Genomic DNA, 18,044 nt, shown 5'->3' on the forward strand with positions numbered 1-18,044 from the left:
CGGCGCCGACATCGCATCGAACCCCTCGCCTGCCGACAATCGCGCTTCCCGTCGCCCTCCCCGACCGCCATGGACATCGCCCGCGCCGTACTCGACCACAACCGCCACCGCGACCCCGAGCGCCTCGCGCTCAAGCTGCGCAAGATGCGCGGCGACGCCTTCGTCTTCCTGCGCGGCACGGCCCATCTCTTTCATGCGCGCGTGCCGCTCGAAGGGCTGTTCACGAGCGCGCCGCCGGTCTGGGCATGCGGCGACCTGCACCTCGAGAACTTCGGCAGCTACAAGGCTGACGACCGCCAGGCGCAGTTCGACATCAACGATTTCGACGAGGCCGCGCTGGCACCCGCGAGCTGGGATCTGCTGCGGCTGCTGACCAGCCTGCGCGTCGGCTCGGCCGGACTCGGCATCAAGGCCAAGGCCGCCGACGACCTGTGCGGCGCGCTGCTCGGCGCCTACGCCGCCGCGCTCGCGGCCGGCAAGGCCGGCTGGATCGACCGCGACACCGCCGACGGCCAGATCGGCCGCCTGCTCGCCGATCTGCGCGAGCGCAAGCGCGCCGACTACATCGGCAAGCGCACCGAGGCCGGCCGGAAGGGCGCGCTGCGCCTGCGCACCGACACCGGCAAGGCGCTGCCCGCGAGCGAGGCCCAGCGCGCCGCCGTGCGGCGCTTCATGGCGGGCTACGCGGCCAACCAGCCCGCCCCCCGCTTCTTCGACCTGATCGACGTGGCGCGCCGCGTCGCGGGCACCGGCAGCCTCGGCATCGAGCGCTATGTGCTGCTGGTGCGCGGCAAGGGCGAGGCGGTCGAGCAGCACTACCTGCTCGATCTGAAGCAGGCGCTGCCGTCATCGCTGGCCGAGCGGCTCGCGGCGCGCGGCGGGCCGGCGCTCGCGCAACCCGCGTGGCCGGACGAGGCGGCGCGCGTGGTGGGCGTGATGCGGCGCATGCAGGCCGCGTCGATGGCCTTTCTGGAAGCGGTCGATTTCGAGGGCCGGCCCTTCGTGCTGCGCGGCCTGCAACCGGCCGAGGACCGCGTGACGCTCGACCGCAAGGCGCAGACCGCCGACGAGCTGCGCGCGACGCTGGTCACGCTCGGCCGCCTGCTCGCCTGGGCCCAGCTGCGCAGCGGCGGACGCCAGGGCTCGGCCTGCGCCGACACGCTCATCGCCTGGGGCGAGGACGCGAGCTGGCATGACGGGATGCTCGACGCGAGCGCGCTGCTGGCCGAGCAGGTGCGCGAGGACTCGGCCGCCTATGACGCGGCCTGCAAGGACGGGCGCATGCCGCTCGACGCGGAGGGGGTGGCTGCGCATTACGCATCGAGCCCGGCGAGCGCGTCGGGCAGCGCGGCATCGAGCCGCGCGAGTTCGAAGTCGAGTTCGTAGCCGCTGCCGGCAACCGGGTCGCCTGCCTTGGCCAGGATGCGGCCCAGGCGGGCGACACGCGTGCCGGTCGCGAGGCTGAGCGCGCGCGCCTGCCGCGCGGCCGCGAGCGCTTCGTCGCGCCGGCCGAGCTGGAGGCAGACCTCGGCGTGATCGCAGACGCGCCAGATGTCGAAGCGCGGCAGGCATTGCGCGGCGGCATCGAGCTCGGCTTCGGCTTGCGCCGCGCGGCCGACCCGCGCCAGCTGACGGGCCAGCTCGTGGTGCAGCCTCGCCTCGTCGGGCTGGCGCTGGACGGCCGCGCCCAGCAAGGCGATCGCCGCGTCGGGCCGGCCGGCCTGGGCGATCAGCCCGGCGGCCTGCAGCGTGATGCGGGGCGTCATCGGGGCTTGCGCATCGGCGGCGGCGGCGAAGGCTTCGACGCCGTCGGCGCGCCCGGCCGCCAGCTCGGCGCGCGCGAGCGCGAGCAGCAGGACCGGCGCCTTGCCGGCGCGCCGGGCGAGCTCGGCCAGCATCGCTTCGGCGGCGGCGCCATCACCGCAACAGCGCATGGCGTCGGCCCAGTCGAGGGCGTCATCGATGAGCTTGGGCGCGAGTTCGGCAAGCGTGTCGAGCGTCGCGCGCGCGACGGCGAAATCGCCTGCCTCGCACAGCAGGCGGGCCTGGCGGCGCAACAGCTTCAACGAATGCGGACGGCGGGCGAGCCCGGCGGTGAGCTGGTCGAGCGCGGCCCGAAAGTCGATGGTGGTGCCGATGTCGGGGGCAGCGGCACGCGGCCCGCCAACCGTCGACGTGGCCGGGCCGGCAGCGGACGCGGTGCCAGTAGCGGCCGCCTTCGCCTCGTCGCGCGCCTGTTGCGCGAGCCAGTCGGCCGCGAGCAGGAAATCATCGATCGCCTCGGGCGCCGCCTCGGTGGCCCGGGCGAGCCGGTCTAGCGCGGCGTCGAGCTCGCCCTGCTCGCGCAGCCAGCGTGCCTCGATGCGCAGCGCGGTCGAGCGGCACGACATGGGCGAGCCACTGCGCGCGGCTGCCGCCGCAAGCGCGCAGCCGGGCGCGCCATGCCGCAGCAGCAACTCGCCATGGACCTCGCCGACCCAGTCGTCACCGGGCGGAGCCGCTGCAGCTGCCGCGCGGGCTACCGCCTCGGCCTCGACGATGCGCCCGAGCGCCTCCAGCGCCCGCACGCGCTCGACGGCGCCGGTTGGATGCAGCGGAAAGCGCGCCGCGAACTCCTCGGCGCAGGCGAGCGCGGCGTCGGCCCGGCCCCATTCGCGCAGCCGCCGGCAGCAGGCACGGACGGCGCCCTCGCGCCCCGGTTCGGCGGCGAGCGCGGCGACCAGCAGGCGTTCAGCCTCGTCATGGCGGCCGAGCCGGATCAGCACGTCGGCGAGGCAGCGCCCGGCCTCGGCCCAATCATCGCGGCGCGCCTGCACCCGCTCGGCCAGCGGCAGCGCGAGATCGGGCCGGTCGAGCGCGAGCAGCCGGTCTGCAATCACGACGAGCAGATCGACGTTGTCGGGCCGGTCGCGCGCCGCCGCCTGCAGATCGGCCAGCGCGGCCTCCGTGTCGCCGAGCGCCTCCTGCACGCGGGCGCGCTCGGCGCGCGCGGCCGGCCCCGCGATCGCGTCGGCGCACCAGGGGCCGAGCAGCGCGAGCGCCTCGGCATGGCGTTCCTGCTCGCGCAGCAGCGCAGCCAGCTCGAGCGCGACTTCGCCCACCGCCGGAAAGCGCCGCGCGAGGTCGCGCAGGGCCGCTTCGGCGCCGGCCGCGTCGTCGCGCCGCAGGTGGACGTTGCGCAGCAGCCGCGCGACCTCCGGGATCAGCACGCCTTGCGCGAGCAGCACGCCGGCCTCGGCCAGCGCCCCCGCCGGGTCGCCGCGCCGATGGCACTGCCATGCGAGATCGAGCCTCAGCTGCGCGGCTTCGGGCGCGAGGTCCAGCGCGCGCCGCAGGGGCGGCCCGGCGGCACGCCAGTCGCCGGCGTCGTTCAGCAGCCGGGCCTGCGCGCGCAGCAGCTCCCAGCGCTCGTCGGCCCTCGGCATCGCGGCCAGTGCGGCGAGCGCGCCTTGCGGATCGCCGCGCCGCTGGCGCTGCCAGCCGCGATCGATCCAGGCCCAGGGGTCGGCCGGATCACAGTCGATCGCGCGCTGATAGCGGGCCTCGACGCCGTCGACGTCGCCGCGCCGCGCGGCGATCTCGGCGCCCAGGCGCCAGAGCGCGGGCAGGTTGGGCCGCAGCGCGCTCACCTCGCGCCAGACGGCCTCGGCGGCATCGGTCTGCCCCAGCCGCAGGCGAGCGCGGGCGAGGTCCATGCGCACCCAGGGATCGGCCGGGTCGACCGCGATCGCGCGCGCGGCGAGTTCCGTGGCCTCGGTCAGCCGGCCCTGGTCGAGCGCGAGCCGCGCGAGCAGGCGCCAGCCCGGCCCGAAATCGGGCGCCAGCTCGACCAGCGCCTCGGCCTCGGCGGTCGCGGCCGCCAGCAGGCCGCAGCGCTTGAGCAGCTCGGCATGGTTGAGCCGGGGCCAGCGGGCGCGCGGCGCCAGATCCACCGCGCGCGCCTGGCAGACGAGCGCGGTCGCGAGATCGCCGTCGCGCTCGGCCACCAGGCCGAGCCCGCGATGGCCGCGGCTGGAGCGCGGATGGCGCCGCAGCAGCTGCCGGAAGCGCTGCGTCGCGAGCCCGGATTGATGCCGGTCGAGCGCGACGAGGCCGAGGTTGTTGAGCGCGCCGATGTTGCGCCGGTCATGCGCGAGCGCGAGGTCGAAGGCGGTCTCGGCGGCATCGAGATCGCGGCGTTCGCGCGCGAGGCTGCCGGTGAAGTTGAGGTAGCGCGAGCCGAGGCGCGGCGGGCCGGCCGGGCGGTGGCGCGGCCGGCCCGCTTCGCGCGCGAGCGCGAGCCTTTCCTCCATGCCGACCGGATCGCCGAGGGCGCGGCAGACCGCCGCCCACAGCACATAGGCATCCTGATGGCGATGCAATCCGCCGTCCGCGAGATGCAGCCGCAGCGCCGCGAGCGTGCGCGCAAAACCGTCGGCCGGCGTGTCGAGCGCATGGAACAGGGTCGCGGCCTGGAACGGGTCGGCGATCTGCAGGCCGGCCTCGGCCGCCGCGCGCAACGCCGCCGGAAAATCGCCCGCATGCCGGAAACGCACCGGCACATCGACGGCGCGGCCCTGACTGCCGCGCAGCCGGATCGTGTACAGCCGGCCGTGCTGCACCACCTCGCCCATGAGCCGCCGCTCGCCGCGCCCCAGCGCCTGACGGAAATAGCGGATCGCACCGCGCACCGACCACGACATGCCCGGCAGCTGCAGATCGACCTGCAGGCGCGGCAGCTCGATGAAGGCCGCGTCGCCGGGGCCGTCGTCGGTGCGGGCAAGGGTCTGCAGACTCACGATCTCGTCGAACAGCTGCTGCGACAGCACCGCGCCGGTGAGTCCGGTCTCGGCCAGGCCGGCCGGCACGTCGAAGGGCTCGACCACGATCGGATCGCGGCGCCATTCGCGCCACACCAGCCAGCCGGCGAAGCCGCCCGCGAGCAGCCCGAGCGCCGACCAGAACACCGCCACGCCGCCCGTGATCGCGTCGGTCCAGCCCTTGAAGGCCGCCGTGCCCTGGGGCGCGGCGGCCGGCGGCGCGGTGACGGTCAGGCGCAGGTCGCCGGCGGCGGTCGCGGCCGATGGGCTTGCCGGGGCGGTCTTGGCCGCCAGGGGCGCGGTCGGCGGCTGCGCGCCAGCCGGCGCCGACACCGCCAGCAGCAGCACGGCAAGCCGCAGGAACACGAGACATGAGGCGCGGAGCGAGGTCATCGGCGGGCGTCCTTCCGGCACGAGGCGGCGGCAAAGGCCCGAAGCCAAGCACGGCCGTCGCGGCGCCGGCAAGGCGGGCCGGTCCGGACGTGGCAGGAGCGCATCGGCGCGCCGGCGGGCGTCACCACGACGGGCCGCCGATGTGGCGCGGACACGGCCCGCAAGGAGAATGCCCGTCCTCACGTCCTGCCCGCGCGTCATGCCCAGCCCCGTCCCCGCCCCACCCCTTCCTTCCTGGCGCGACCTCGCCGCCGGCCTGTGCGTGGCCGGCCTGCTCATCCCCGAGGCAGTGGCCTATGCCGGACTCGCGCGGCTGCCGGTCGGCCATGCGCTCGCGGCGACGCTGGCCGGGCTGCTCGTGTACGGGCTGGCCGGCGGCAGCCGCTTCGCGGTGGTGTCGCCAACGTCGTCGAGCGCGGCGCTGTCGGCCGTGGCGGTGCTGTCGCTCACGGCCGGCGCGCCCGACGGCGATTTCGCGCAAGCGCTTGCAGCGCTGGTGCTGCTGGCCGGCGCGGCGCTCGCGCTGCTCGGCATCGCGCGTCAGGGCCAGCTGTCGGGCTTCGTATCGCGGCCGGTGCTGCGCGGCTTCAGCTTCGCGCTGGCGGTGTCGATCAGCGTGCGCCAGCTGCCCGACGCGCTCGGCCTGCCGCTGCCGCACGACGCGGGCGCCGATCCGCTGCGCACGCTGCTCTACACGCTCGGCCACGGCGCGCTGTGGCACGGGCCGAGCCTGGCGATCGCGCTGGGCACGGCGGCGCTGATCGCGCTGCTGCGCCGGCTGCCGCGCCTGCCCGGCATGCTGATCGCGATGCTGGCGGCGATCGCGGTGTCCGAGGCGCTGGGGCTGCCGGCGCGCGGCGTGGAAGTGGTGGGCGCGATCGCGCCGCCGCGCTTCGCGCCCGCGCTGCCCGCGCTCGATCACGAGCAATGGCTGCGCGCGGCCGAGCTGGCCTTCGGCCTCGTGGTGCTGCTGTTTGCCGAGAGCTGGGGCAGCATCCGCGGCCTCGCGCTGGCGCATGACGACAGCGTCGATGCCGACCGCGAGCTGCGCGCGCTCGGGCTGTGCAACCTGGTTTCGGGGCTGGTCCAGGGCATGGCGGTCGGCGCCGGCTTCTCGGCCAGCAACGCGAGCGCGGCGGCCGGCGCGCAAAGCCGCGCCACCGGGCTGGTCGCGGCGGCGGCGGTGCTCGGGGCCACGCTGTTCGCGCTGCCGCTGGTGGCGCTGCTGCCCCGGCCGGTGCTGGCGGTGGCGGTGATGGGCGCGCTCTGGCATGCGCTGTCGCCGGCGCCGCTGCTGGCGGTGTGGCGCACGCGGCGCGACCGGGCGCTGGTGGCGGGCGCGGTGGCGGCGGTGCTGGCGCTGGGCGTGCTGCACGGCATGCTCGCGGCCGTGGGGCTGTCGCTGGTGGCGGCGCTGCGGCGCTTCAGCCAGCCGGTGGTGCACGAGCTGGGCCGGCTCGGCGGCACGCGCAACTACGTGGTGCTCGACGCGCACGTCGATGCGCACGCGCTGCCCGGCCTGCTGATCCTGCGGCCGGAAGAGCCGCTGTTCTTCGCCAGCGCCGAGCGCGTGGTGAACGAGGTGGCGGCGCGTGCCCGCGCCCGGCCCGGCCTGCGCCACGTGGTGCTGAGCCTGGAAGAAAGCTCCGACCTCGACAGCACCGCCGTCGAGTGCCTGCGCGAGCTGAGGCAGCGCCTCGCGCGCGACGGCCACGGGCTCATCCTCGCGCGCGCCAAGGACCGAGTGCGCGCCCTGCTCGCGCGCTGCGATCCCGAGGGCGTGGGCCGCGCCGACCACATGACCTTCAGCGTGGCCGACGCGGTACGCGTGGCGCGCGGCAACCGCGAGCCGGCGGAGTGAGGCATCAGCCGGCCGGCCGGCCGTCCTCGCGCTCGCGGCGCTGCGCCATCACGCGCCAGAGATTGGTCTCGATCCAGTCGGCCAGGCCGGCGACGCGCTCGGCCGCCTCCATGCCGAGCGGCGTGAGCCGGTAGTCGACGCGCGGCGGCACCACGCCGTGATCGCTGCGCTCGACGATGCCGTCGGCCTCCAGGCCCTGGAGGGTCTGGGCCAGCATCTTCTCGCTCACCCCGCCGATGCGCCGGCGCAGCTCGCTGAAGCGCTGCACGCCGTGGGTGAGCAAGGCGACCAGCACCAGCACGCCCCAGCGGCTGGTCATGTGCTGGAGCACCTCGCGCGAGGGGCAGGCGGCGGCCATCAGCTCGCCGCGAAGCATGCGGGCGCTGAGGGCGGGGTCAGCGGGCGCCGAAGCGGCGACGCCGGCCGGCGCGCCGGAGGACGCGGCCAGCGGCTCGGCCCCTGGCTCGAACGTCGGCTCGGACGCGGTAATGGCGGCGCCGGCCGCGGAGTCGGCGGAGCGGACGGATCGGGACGGGGATCGGGACATGGCGGCGGGCGGAGCGGCTGGAATCCGGCGATGGTAAGTGGCCATGGCGGGTTCAACACTTACCTTTTTGTACGTACTTACGATTGGTAAGCGCAAAGACTAAGCTGCGCCCACCTCAACCGACGGAAGAACCCCATGACCACGATCGCCATCACCGGCGCCACCGGCCAGCTCGGCCGCCTCGTCATCGACGCCCTGCTCGCGCGCGGCGTGCCCGCCGCCAGCCTCGTCGCCGCCGTGCGCGACACCGCCAAGGCCGCCGACCTCGCCGCCCAGGGAGTCGCCGTGCGCGCCGCCGACTACGACCAGCCCGCCACGCTCGACGCCGCCTTCGCGGGCGTGGAGCGGCTGCTGCTCATCTCATCCAACGCCGTCGGCCAGCGCTTCGCCCAGCACTCGGCCGTGATCGAGGCCGCCAAGCGCGCGGGCGTGAAGCTCGTCGCCTACACCAGCCTGCTGCATGCCGACACCTCGCCGCTCGCGCTCGCCGCCGAGCATGTGGCGACCGAGCAGGCGCTGGCCGCCTCCGGCCTGCCGCATGTGCTGCTGCGCAACGGCTGGTACGTCGAGAACTACCTGCTGTCGGTGCCGACCGCGCTTCAACACGGCGCCCTGCTCGGCAGCGCCGGCACCGGCCGCATCTCCTGCGCGAGCCGCGCCGATTACGCCGACGCGGCCGCCGCCGTGCTCGCCGGCGCCGCCGACCCGGCCGGCCAGGTGCACGAACTCGCGGGCGACGACAGCTATTCGCTGGCCGAACTCGCTGCCGAGATCGCCGCCCAGGCCGGCAAGCCCGTCGCCTACAACGACCTGCCCGAAGCCGCGTACAAGGACGTGCTGGTGAGCGTCGGGCTGCCCGAAGGCTTCGCCGGGCTGCTCGCTGATTCGGACGCGGGCGCGGCCAAGGGCGCGCTGTACGACGGCGGCAAGGGCATCAGCGCGCTGACCGGCAAGCCGACCATCACGCTCACGGCGGCGGTGGCGGGCGCGCTCAAGGGCTGAGCATGGCGGCGCGGGCGGCCGGCGCGATGGGCGATCACCCGCGCCAACCGTGCGCCGATCCGCTCAATATCGGCCGGCAAATGCCGTATTCCCGGCGAACGCCCGCGTTCCCGCGCTCCTAGCATGGGTGCATCGGGGGACGGTGCGCGCACGGCCGCATCCGCCCTTGCCTGCCCTTCGCCTGCCGGGAGCGCCCGCATGAGCATCGACATCAAGACCCAGACCACCGGCGCCGGCATGGCCGCGCTGCTCAAGCAGTCGCAGGCCGCCGCCGACGCGACCACGCAGAACCTGCTCGCCACCGCCGCCGGCGCGACCAAGGACAACGCCTCGGTCGCATCGACGCTCGTCAGCCTCGGCAAGTCGGCCGCGAGCGCCGCCAGCCTCACCTACGACATGAGCGGCAGCCTGACGGGCAGCGCGTCGGACGGCGACAGCGGCGTCGCGAGCCTGTTGCAGGGGATGGTGGCGAGCACCGGCAACAGCAGCCTGCCGACGACGGCGGGCGGCTGGGTGGATCTGATCAAGAACCATCCGGACGAGGCGAAGGCGAGCCTCGCGCAGGTGTCGCGTCAGAGCGTGCTGGATCTGCTGAACGCGGAGTGACCAGCAAGCAGCAGTGACGGCGTCACCCGGCAAGCGGGTGACAGGAGGCCGCCTCGGCCTTCATTGCCAGATGTCGCGCATCGCGCCAACGGATTGCGCGAGCGCGCGCAGGCGTTTCCACGCATCGGCCCGCTCGCGGCCGGATTCGGCGTGCAGCTGCTCGACGAGGTTGGCGAGCAGGCTCGTCGGCGCTTCATCGGTCGGAATGTCAAATTCATTCGACACTCACGCCGCCTGCTCCTCCGCCTCCTCCCCCAGAAACCCCCCGCTCTGCCGAGCCCACAACCGCGCGTAGATCCCCCCGCGCGCCAGCAGCTCGGCATGACTGCCCTCCTCCACGATCCGCCCGTGGTCGAGCACCACCAGCCGGTCCATCGCGGCAATCGTGCTCAGCCGATGCGCGATCGCCACCACCGTCTTGCCCTCCATCAGCTTGTAGAGGCTGGCCTGGATCGCCGCCTCGACCTCGCTGTCGAGCGCGCTCGTGGCTTCGTCCAGCAGCAGGATCGGCGCGTCCTTGAGCATCACGCGCGCGATCGCGATGCGCTGGCGCTGGCCGCCCGACAGCTTCACGCCGCGCTCGCCCACATGCGCGTCGTAGCCGGTGCGGCCCTTGGCGTCGGCCAGTTCGGCGATGAAGCCCTCGGCCTCGGCGCGGCGCGCGGCGGCCACCAGCTCGGCCTCGCTCGCGTCGGGCCGGCCGTAGAGGATGTTGTCGCGCACCGAGCGGTGCAGCAGCGAGGTGTCCTGCGTGACCATGCCGATCTGCGCGCGCAGGCTTTCCTGCGTGACGGCGCCCACGTCCTGGCCGTCGATGAGCACCCGCCCCTGCTCGGCGTCGTAGAAGCGCAGCAGCAGGTTGACGATCGTGCTCTTGCCCGCGCCCGAGCGGCCGACCAGGCCGATCTTCTCGCCCGGGCGGATCGTCAGGTCGAGCCCGTCGATCACGCGGCGCGCGCCGCCGTAGCTGAAATTGACGTGCTCGAAACGCACCTCGCCGCGCGTCACCTTCAGCTCGGGCGCGCCCGGCCGGTCGGTGATCGCATGCGGCCGCGACAGCGTGTTGAGCCCGTCCTGCACCGTGCCGATCTGCTCGAACAGCATCGTCATCTCCCACATCACCCAGTGCGAGATGCCGTTGAGCCGCACCGCCATCGCGGTGGCGGCCGCGAGCGCGCCGGTGCCGATGCTGCCGGCGCTCCACAGCCAGATGCCGAGGCCCGCCGTGCCCGCCACCAGCAGCACGCTCAGGCTGTGGTTCACCACCTCCACCGCCGTCACGAGCCGCATCTGGCCATGCACCGTCTGCATGAATTCCTTCATCGCCGAGCGCGCGTACAGCGCCTCGCGCCGGCCGTGGGAGAACAGCTTGACCGTGGCGATGTTGGTGTAGGCGTCGGTCACGCGGCCGGTCATGAGCGAGCGCGCGTCGGCCTGCCTTTCGGACGCGCGCGCGAGGCGCGGGATGAAGAAGCGCAGCGAGGCGAGGTAGCCGAGCGCCCAGAGCGCGAAGGGCAGGCCGAGCCAGAGGTCGAAGCTCGCCGCCACGCTCGTGATCGTGGTGAAGAACACCAGCGCGAACACGAGGATGTCGCAGCTCGTGAAGACGGTGTCGCGCACCGCGAGCGCGGTCTGCATCACCTTGGCCGAGACGCGGCCGGCGAACTCGTCCTGATAGAAGCTCATGCTCTGGTCGAGCATCAGGCGGTGGAAGTTCCAGCGCAGCCGCATCGGGAAGTTGCCGGCGAGCGTCTGGTGCTTGAACGTCGATTGCAGCATCACCGCCACCACGCTCGCGCCCAGCATCGCGCCGAGCCAGCCGAGCGTGTTGCCGTGCGCCTGCCAGAAGCCGGCGGGCGTGGTGCCGGTGGTCCAGTCCACGAGCTTGCCGAGGATGGCGAACAGGATGGCCTCGAACACGCCGATGACCGCGCTGAGCAGCGCCATGCCGGCGATCCACGGCCGCATGCCCTCGGTGCCGGCCCACAAAAAACGCAGCAGGCTGCGCGGTGGCGTGGCCGGCAGCGCGGACGGATAGGGATCGACGAGGCGTTCGAAGAAGGAGGCGACCTTCACGCGGGACTCCGGTGGCGGTTGGCGAAAAGCCCGGCAGCGTAAGCGCGCGGGGATGGCGGAGTCTGCAACAACCCTTTGACGCGGGCCGGCGCGCCGCGTGAGGCTGCGGTTTCGCACCGGCGGCTCCCGGTGCTGGACCGGCGGCATTGGCTCCGTCGCCAGGGCGGCGGGCGGCTCCGCTGCCGCCATGCGCGCTTGACCTGCTGCAACGGCGCCGCCATCGCGCCGCAGCATGCTGGAGCCAAGACCAACAGGCGCACACACCACCATGACCTCCTCCGCCCATCCGCTTCGCCGCGCACTGGTACTGCTCGTTCTTCTCGCCGTCGCGGCGGGCGGCGGCTGGTACTGGTGGAAGTCGCAACCCGCGCCGCTGCCGCCGGGCATCGTGCAGACCAACGGCCGCATCGAGGCGGTGCAGATCGACGTGGCGACCAAGGCCGCCGGCCGCGTGGCCGAGGTGCTGGTGCGCGAGGGCGATCTGGTCGAGGCCGGCAAGGTGGTGGCGAAGATGGACACCGCCGCGCTCGACGCCCAGCTCGCCCAGGCCGAGGCCCAGGTGGCGCAGGCGCGCGACGCGGTCGCGGCGGCGCAGGCGGTGGTCGATCAGCGCAACGGCGAACTCACCCTCGCGCAGAACAACTTCGCGCGCTCCGAAGATCTCGTCGCGCGCAACTTCATCAGCCCGCAGAAGCTCGACCAGGACCGCGCCGCGATGCTCACCTCGCGCGCCGCGCTCGCGGCGGCGAAGGCGCAGGTGGTGGGCGCGCAATCGGCGGTGAAGGCGGCGCAGGCGGCGGTCGAGCGCGTGCGCACCGATCTGGCCGATTGCGTGCTGAAGGCGCCGCGCACCGGCCGCGTGCAGTACCGGCTGGCCGAGCCGGGCGAGGTGCTGGGCGCGGGCGGCAAGGTGGTGAGCCTGCTCGACCTGGCCGACGTGTACATGACCGTCTTCCTGCCCGAAGGCACGGCCGGGCGCGCGGCCGTGGGCGGCGAGGCGCGGCTGGTGTTCGACGCCGCGCCGCAGTACGTGGTGCCGGCGCGCGTGAGCTTCGTCGCGGCCGACGCGCAGTTCACGCCCAAGACGGTGGAGACGAAGCAGGAGCGGCAGAAGCTCGTGTTCCGCGTCAAGCTCTCGCTCGACCCCGAGCTGCTGCGCAAGTACGAGACGCGCGTGAAGGCGGGCGTGCCGGGGCTGGCCTATGTGCGCGTCGATGATGCGACCGCATGGCCGGCGAGCCTTGAAGTAAAGCTGCCCGAGCAATGAATCTTCAGGCGGGCATGAAGAACGCGGCCGACGGGCGCGGCACGAACGCGACGGCCGGGCACGACTCCGGCGCGGCACCGACCGGCGCGCCGCCCGACGCCGTCGCCACCCTCGCCGCCGTCGAGCACCGCTACGGCGCCACGCTCGCGCTCGCGGGCGTCGATCTGGCCATCCCGGCGCGGCGCATGGTCGGCTTCATCGGGCCGGACGGCGTCGGCAAGTCGAGCCTGCTCGCGCTGGTGGCGGGCGCGCGCGTGGTGCAGGCCGGCAGCGTGACTGTGCTCGGCGGCGACATCGCCGATCGCGCCCACCGCGCCGTCACCTGCCCGCGCATCGCCTACATGCCGCAAGGCCTCGGCAAGAACCTCTACCCGACGCTGTCGGTGCGCGAGAACCTCGACTTCTTCGCGCGGCTGTTCGGCCTCGGCGGCGCGGCGCGCGACGCCAAGATCGCCGAGCTGCTCGCCGCCACCGGCCTTGATCCCTTCCCCGACCGGCCGGCCGGCAAGCTGTCGGGCGGCATGAAGCAGAAGCTCTCGCTGTGCTGCTCGCTCATCCACGACCCCGACCTGCTCATCCTCGACGAGCCGACCACCGGCGTGGACCCGCTGTCGCGGCGCCAGTTCTGGGAGCTGATCGACCGCATGCGCGCGCGCCGGCCGCAGATGAGCGTGCTCGTCGCCACCGCCTACTTCGACGAGGCCGAGCGCTTCGACGAACTCGTCGCGATGGACGCCGGCCGCATCCTCGCCCAGGCCACGCCGGCCGAACTCAAGGCGCGTACCGGCGCGTCCTCGCTCGAACAGGCCTTCGTGCAACTGCTGCCGCCCGAGCGGCGCGGACGCGGCGGCGTGTTCACCGTGCCGCCGCGCGCGGCCGGCGCCGATGACGCGGTCGCGATCGAAGCCGAGGGGCTGACACGGCGCTTCGGCGATTTCACGGCGGTCGATCACGTCAGCTTCCGCATCCCGCGCGGCGAGATCTTCGGCTTCCTCGGCTCGAACGGCTGCGGCAAGACGACGACGATGAAGATGCTCACCGGCCTGCTGCCCGCGACCGAAGGCAGCGCGCGGCTGTTCGGCCGCGAGGTCGATGCCAACGACCTCGCGACGCGCAAGCGGGTGGGCTTCATGTCGCAGGCGTTCTCGCTCTACAGCGAGCTGACGGTGCGGCAGAACCTCGCGCTGCATGCGCGGCTGTTCGCGCTGCCGCGCGCGCGCGTCGCGTCGCGGCTGGCCGAGCTTGAAGCCGGCTTCGGCCTCGGGCCCTACATGGATCAGGTGGCCGAGGCGCTGCCGCTCGGCGTGCGCCAGCGGCTGTCGCTCGCGGTCGCGGTCATCCACGAGCCCGAGCTGCTCATCCTCGACGAGCCGACCTCGGGCGTGGACCCGGTCGCGCGCGACGGCTTCTGGGAGCTGCTCGTCGAGCTGTCGCGCGAGCGCGGCACGACCATCTTCATCAGCACCCACTTCATGAACGAGGCCGAGCGCTGCGACCGCATCTCGCTCATGCATGCAGGCCGCGTGCTGACGCAAGGCACGCCGGCCGGCATCGTGCGCGCGAGCGGCCAGGCAACGCTGGAGGATGCGTTCATCGCCGCGCTCGAAGCGGCGGCGGGCGGCGCCGACAAGTCCACCGCGCGGACGGCCACCGGCGCGACGGACACGCCGGCGCCCGCCGGCCGCGAGGCCGCGACGACGACCAGCGCCGCGCCGCCCGCCAGCACCACCAGCACCACCGACGCCGGCCGCGCCACCGCCACGGCCGATTCGGCCCCGCCCGACACCCACACCCGCCCCGCCGCCTTCAGCCCGCGCCGCCTCTGGGCCTACGCCCGGCGCGAGGCCACCGAGCTGCGCCGCGACACCATCCGCCTCGCCTTCGCGCTGCTCGGTCCGCTGCTGCTGATGACGGTGTTCGGCTACGGCATCACCTTCGACGTGGAAGGCCTGAGCTACGCCACGCTCGACCGCGACGGCTCGCCGGAAAGCCGGCTCTATCTCGAAGGCTTCGCCAGCTCGCGCTACTTCCGCGACGCGGGCGCCGTGCCCGATGCCGGCGCGCTCGACGACGCGCTGCGGCGCGGCCGCGTCAAGCTCACGATCGAGATTGCGCCTGGTTTCGGGCGCGAGCTGCGCCAGGGCCGCGCGCCCGAGGTGCAGGTGGCGATCGACGGCTCGATGCCCTTCCGCGCCGAGACGAGCCGCGGCTATGTGGAAGGCGTGCATCGAGCCTTCATCCAGCGCATCGCCGCCGACAACGGCATCTCCACCGCCCAGCCCTTCAGCGTGGAGGAACGCTTCCGCTACAACCAGGACTTCCGCAGCGTGTACGCGATGGTCCCGGGCATCGTGATGCTGCTGCTCATGCTCATCCCGCCGATGATGACGGCGCTCGGCATCGTGCGCGAGAAGGAGCTGGGCTCGATCATCAACTTCTACGTCACGCCCACGAGCGGCATCGAGTTTCTCGTCGGCAAGCAGCTGCCCTACATCGGGCTGGCGCTGCTCAACTTCGCGAGCCTGTCGGCGCTCGCGCTGCTGCTGTTCCAGGTGCCGTTCAAGGGCGATCCGCTCGCCTATGTGCTCGGCGGCCTGCTGTACGTGACCGCGACCACCGCCTTCGGCATGTTCGTGAGCTGCTTCGTCGGCAGCCAGATCGCGGCCATCTTCGCCACCGCCATCCTCGCGGTGATGCCGACGGTGCAGTTCTCGGGCTTCCTCATGCCGGTGGCCTCGCTCTCGCCCGACGGCTGGCTCATCGGCCGCGTGTTCCCGAGCACCTGGTTCCAGCACATCAGCGTCGGCAGCTTCACGAAGGCGCTGGAGCCGCGCGCGCTGCTGCTCGACTTCGCGATGCTGGCGCTGCTCGCGCTCGGCTACATCGGCGCCGCGCGGCTCGCGCTGCGCACGCAGGAGAAATGACGATGCGCGCCCTGCCCGCCCGCGCCATGACCGTCGCAGCCGCAACGACCGCCTGCGCCGCCAACCGACGCCACGGAGGCCGCCCGTGATCCAGTCCCTGCGCGCCATCCTCTGGCTCGGCTGGAAGGAAATCCTCAGCCTCGCGCGCGACGCGGCGATGGTGGGGCTCATCCTCTACGCCTTCAGCTATGCCGTCATCGGCCCGGCCAAGGGCGCGCGCATGGAACTGCGCGACGCCTCGATCGCCGTGGTGGACGAGGACCGCTCGCCGCTGTCGGCGCGCCTCACCGACGCGCTGCTGCCGCCCTACTTCCTGCCCGCCGTGCCGCTCGACGCGCGCGAACTCGACGCCGCCCTCGACGCGAGCCGCACGACCTTCGTGCTCGACATTCCGCCGCGCTTCCAGGCCGACGTCGAAGCCGGCCGCGCGCCGGTGCTGCAACTGCATGTGGACGCGACCGCGATGTCGCAGGCCGGGCGCGGCAACGCCTATCTGCAAACGATTGCAGCGCAGGAGGTGGCGAGCTTTCTGGGCCGCAGCACGCCGGTGCCCGTCAGCCTCGTGACCCACGCCCGCTACAACCCCAACCTCGACGAGTCGTGGTTCATGGGCATCTCGCAGATCATCTCCAACATCACGATGCTGGCGATCATCCTGTCGGGCGCGGCGGTGGTGCGCGAGCGCGAGCACGGCACGCTGGAGCATCTGCTCGTCATGCCGCTGCGGCCGTCGGAAATCATGCTGGCCAAGGTGTGGTCGAGCGCGCTGGTGATCGTCGCGGTGGGCACGCTGTCGCTCAAGTTCGCGGTGCAGGGCGCGCTCGGCGTGCCGGTCGCGGGCTCGGTGCCGCTGTTCATGCTCGGCAGCGCGCTCTACATGTTCAGCATGACGTCGCTGGGCATCTTCCTCGCCACGCTCGCGCGCTCGATGCCGCAGTTCGGCCTGCTCGCCTTCCCGACCTTCATCGTGCTCAACCTGCTGTCGGGCGCGATGACGCCGCTCGACAGCATGCCCACGTGGCTCCAGAACGCGATGCTCGCCTCGCCCACGCGGCATTACGTCGATTTCGCGGCGGCGATTTTGTTCCGCGGCGCGGGGCTGGAGACGGTGTGGCCGAGCTTCGCGGCCGTCGTCGGCATCGGGGCGGTGTGCTTCGGCGCGGCGCTGACGCGGTTCAGGAGCACGCTGGCGGCGGCGCAGGGCTGAAAACGCCGGCAGATTCCCGGCTTGCGCAGCCGATCCCTATTCGCCAGCCCCGACGGAATTGCGCCATCGATTCCGGCAATCCATCGAATCGCACGCGAGCAATTGAATTGCGCAAATGCAGGCAAAGTGACCGGCAAGCCGACAATTCACCTCAGGCAGCGCAGCCGGCTCATTTACACCCAAATCCCGGGAATGATTCCGGAAATCACATACGATTCATTGAATGACAATGACGCCGGCCATCCTGGAATGACCGGCGCTCATTTGTGGCGATTAATGATCGCCAGATGCCGTCACGGCGTGACGGGAACGATGCTCGTCACCGACGGCGTGCCTTCCAGCGGCACGTACACGCGGATCACGCTGATGAAGTTCTTGCCGTTCGGAACCACCACCGTGCCCTCGACGAGGAAGGCGTAGTTGGTGCCGGCGACGATCTGGGTCGCGTAGGCCACGAGCTTGTACTTGACGCCGAGCAGCTTGGTGGTGACGTCCTCGAACAAGGCCTGCACATTGGGCGTGGCGACGAATTGCCATTCGGTCCAGCCGCCGGGGATCGTTTCATTGCTCATTTCATTTCCTTTCCTGATGGATTCTGATCCACCCATCACGTCATTGTGACGGACCACGATCCGGTCGATCGCGGAAAGAATAATGCCCGGCGATTCACGTCCATTACAGCGCAGCGAGGTAACGACAGAACCAATCCCGGTAACAACTGGCCCACCCTTTCCGGATGATCCGGAAATGCATTTCGTAATTACCGAAATTCATTCAATTCCGGCAATGCGCAATTCGGGCCGCCGGCAGGACCGTTCCCGCGGCGGATTGCGGCCGACTGAAGGCACCGCCAGGCCTGGTCGCATCCGTCCAAGCGCGCCTGCCGGGTCATTCACGGCCATGACGCGTGGAATGCTGGCCAGGAAGCCGTCGGCGACTTGAGGCGGACGTCGGGCAACCCGTTACATATTTCGATGCATCGCCATTTCCCGATATGCCAATATCCCGATCCACCGCAACACCCCGCTCCGTCATGGACCTCGACGACATCCTCAAGGCCCTCGCCAACCCCGTCCGCCGCGACATCCTCGGCTGGCTCAAGGACCCCGAAACCCACTTCACCGAGCAGAACCACGCCTGGGAGGACGGCGTGTGCGTCGGCCGCATCTGGGAGCGCGCCGGGCTGTCGCAATCGACCGTGTCGGCGCACATGGCGGTGCTCGAACGCGCCGGCCTCGTCACCTCGCAGCGCGCCGGCCAGTGGGTGCTCTACAAGCGCGACGAGAAGGCGATCGCCGCCTTCCTCGCAGCGATGAAGACCGATCTCTGACCCGCAAACGCGCGCCGCAGCCGCCCGCAGAG

The 18,044-nt window shown here is 72.6% G+C and carries 13 protein-coding genes; 8 read left to right on the forward strand and 5 right to left on the reverse strand.

From position 1 onward, the window contains the following. Positions 1 to 69: 69 nt before the first annotated feature. The gene (locus tag H566_RS26915; RefSeq protein ID WP_084545396.1) at positions 70 to 1,386 is read left to right on the forward strand and encodes a DUF2252 domain-containing protein; all 1,317 of its coding nucleotides are present in this window, start codon (positions 70 to 72) and stop codon (positions 1,384 to 1,386) included. Here H566_RS26915 and H566_RS26920 read toward each other — a convergent pair. Continuing rightward, positions 1,314 to 5,192 (reverse strand): tetratricopeptide repeat protein, encoded by a 3,879-nt coding sequence (locus H566_RS26920; protein ID WP_034412748.1) that lies wholly within the window; start codon positions 5,190 to 5,192, stop codon positions 1,314 to 1,316. The genes H566_RS26915 and H566_RS26920 overlap by 73 nt on opposite strands. Positions 5,193 to 5,391: 199 nt before the next feature. On the opposite strand from H566_RS26920, the gene H566_RS26925 reads away from it, so the two are divergent. Continuing rightward, positions 5,392 to 7,053, forward strand: a complete 1,662-nt coding sequence (locus H566_RS26925) for a SulP family inorganic anion transporter (protein ID WP_034412749.1) — start codon at positions 5,392 to 5,394, stop codon at positions 7,051 to 7,053. Positions 7,054 to 7,057: 4 nt separating this feature from the next. On the opposite strand, the gene H566_RS0121440 is transcribed toward H566_RS26925, so the two are convergent. After that, positions 7,058 to 7,411, reverse strand: coding sequence for a winged helix-turn-helix transcriptional regulator (locus tag H566_RS0121440; RefSeq protein WP_425387965.1), 354 nt, complete (start codon positions 7,409 to 7,411; stop codon positions 7,058 to 7,060). 324 nt (positions 7,412 to 7,735) lie between these two features. Here H566_RS0121440 and H566_RS0121450 point away from each other — a divergent pair, with 324 nt between their 5' ends. Continuing rightward, on the forward strand, positions 7,736 to 8,602 hold the full coding sequence (locus tag H566_RS0121450; RefSeq protein WP_028313052.1) for an NmrA family NAD(P)-binding protein: 867 nt from the start codon (positions 7,736 to 7,738) through the stop codon (positions 8,600 to 8,602). Positions 8,603 to 8,800: 198 nt separating this feature from the next. Beyond that, positions 8,801 to 9,208 carry a hypothetical protein gene (locus H566_RS0121455; protein ID WP_028313053.1) on the forward strand — a complete coding sequence of 136 codons (408 nt, stop codon included), beginning with the start codon at positions 8,801 to 8,803 and terminating at the stop codon, positions 9,206 to 9,208. 60 nt (positions 9,209 to 9,268) lie between these two features. On the opposite strand, the gene H566_RS29285 is transcribed toward H566_RS0121455, so the two are convergent. Next, on the reverse strand, positions 9,269 to 9,433 hold the full coding sequence (locus H566_RS29285) for a hypothetical protein (RefSeq protein ID WP_156924541.1): 165 nt from the start codon (positions 9,431 to 9,433) through the stop codon (positions 9,269 to 9,271). After that, entirely contained in the window at positions 9,434 to 11,284 is a 1,851-nt protein-coding gene (locus tag H566_RS0121465; RefSeq protein WP_028313054.1) for an ABC transporter ATP-binding protein, read from the reverse strand. It lies immediately after the preceding gene. A 268-nt stretch (positions 11,285 to 11,552) separates the two neighbouring features. Here H566_RS0121465 and H566_RS0121470 point away from each other — a divergent pair, with 268 nt between their 5' ends. The 3 genes from H566_RS0121470 (at position 11,553) to H566_RS0121480 (ending at position 16,682) form a co-directional block, all read left to right on the forward strand. Next, positions 11,553 to 12,551 (forward strand): HlyD family secretion protein, encoded by a 999-nt coding sequence (locus H566_RS0121470; protein WP_028313055.1) that lies wholly within the window; start codon positions 11,553 to 11,555, stop codon positions 12,549 to 12,551. Further along, positions 12,548 to 15,475 carry a ribosome-associated ATPase/putative transporter RbbA gene (rbbA, locus tag H566_RS26930; RefSeq protein ID WP_281173162.1) on the forward strand — a complete coding sequence of 976 codons (2,928 nt, stop codon included), beginning with the start codon at positions 12,548 to 12,550 and terminating at the stop codon, positions 15,473 to 15,475. The genes H566_RS0121470 and rbbA overlap by 4 nt, the downstream gene beginning before the upstream one ends. 88 nt (positions 15,476 to 15,563) lie before the next feature. Further along, positions 15,564 to 16,682: an ABC transporter permease gene (locus tag H566_RS0121480; RefSeq protein ID WP_425387966.1), complete on the forward strand. Its 1,119-nt coding sequence runs from the start codon at positions 15,564 to 15,566 to the stop codon at positions 16,680 to 16,682. 293 nt (positions 16,683 to 16,975) lie between these two features. Here H566_RS0121480 and H566_RS0121485 read toward each other — a convergent pair whose 3' ends face one another. Continuing rightward, entirely contained in the window at positions 16,976 to 17,254 is a 279-nt protein-coding gene (locus H566_RS0121485; RefSeq protein ID WP_028313057.1) for a hypothetical protein, read from the reverse strand. Positions 17,255 to 17,715: 461 nt separating this feature from the next. Between H566_RS0121485 and H566_RS0121490 the strand changes: the two genes are divergently transcribed. Continuing rightward, positions 17,716 to 18,012 carry an ArsR/SmtB family transcription factor gene (locus tag H566_RS0121490; RefSeq protein WP_028313058.1) on the forward strand — a complete coding sequence of 99 codons (297 nt, stop codon included), beginning with the start codon at positions 17,716 to 17,718 and terminating at the stop codon, positions 18,010 to 18,012. Positions 18,013 to 18,044: the final 32 nt, after the last annotated feature.

Origin of the sequence: Derxia gummosa DSM 723 (assembly GCF_000482785.1) — a bacterium.
Lineage (GTDB): Bacteria > Pseudomonadota > Gammaproteobacteria > Burkholderiales > Burkholderiaceae_E > Derxia > Derxia gummosa.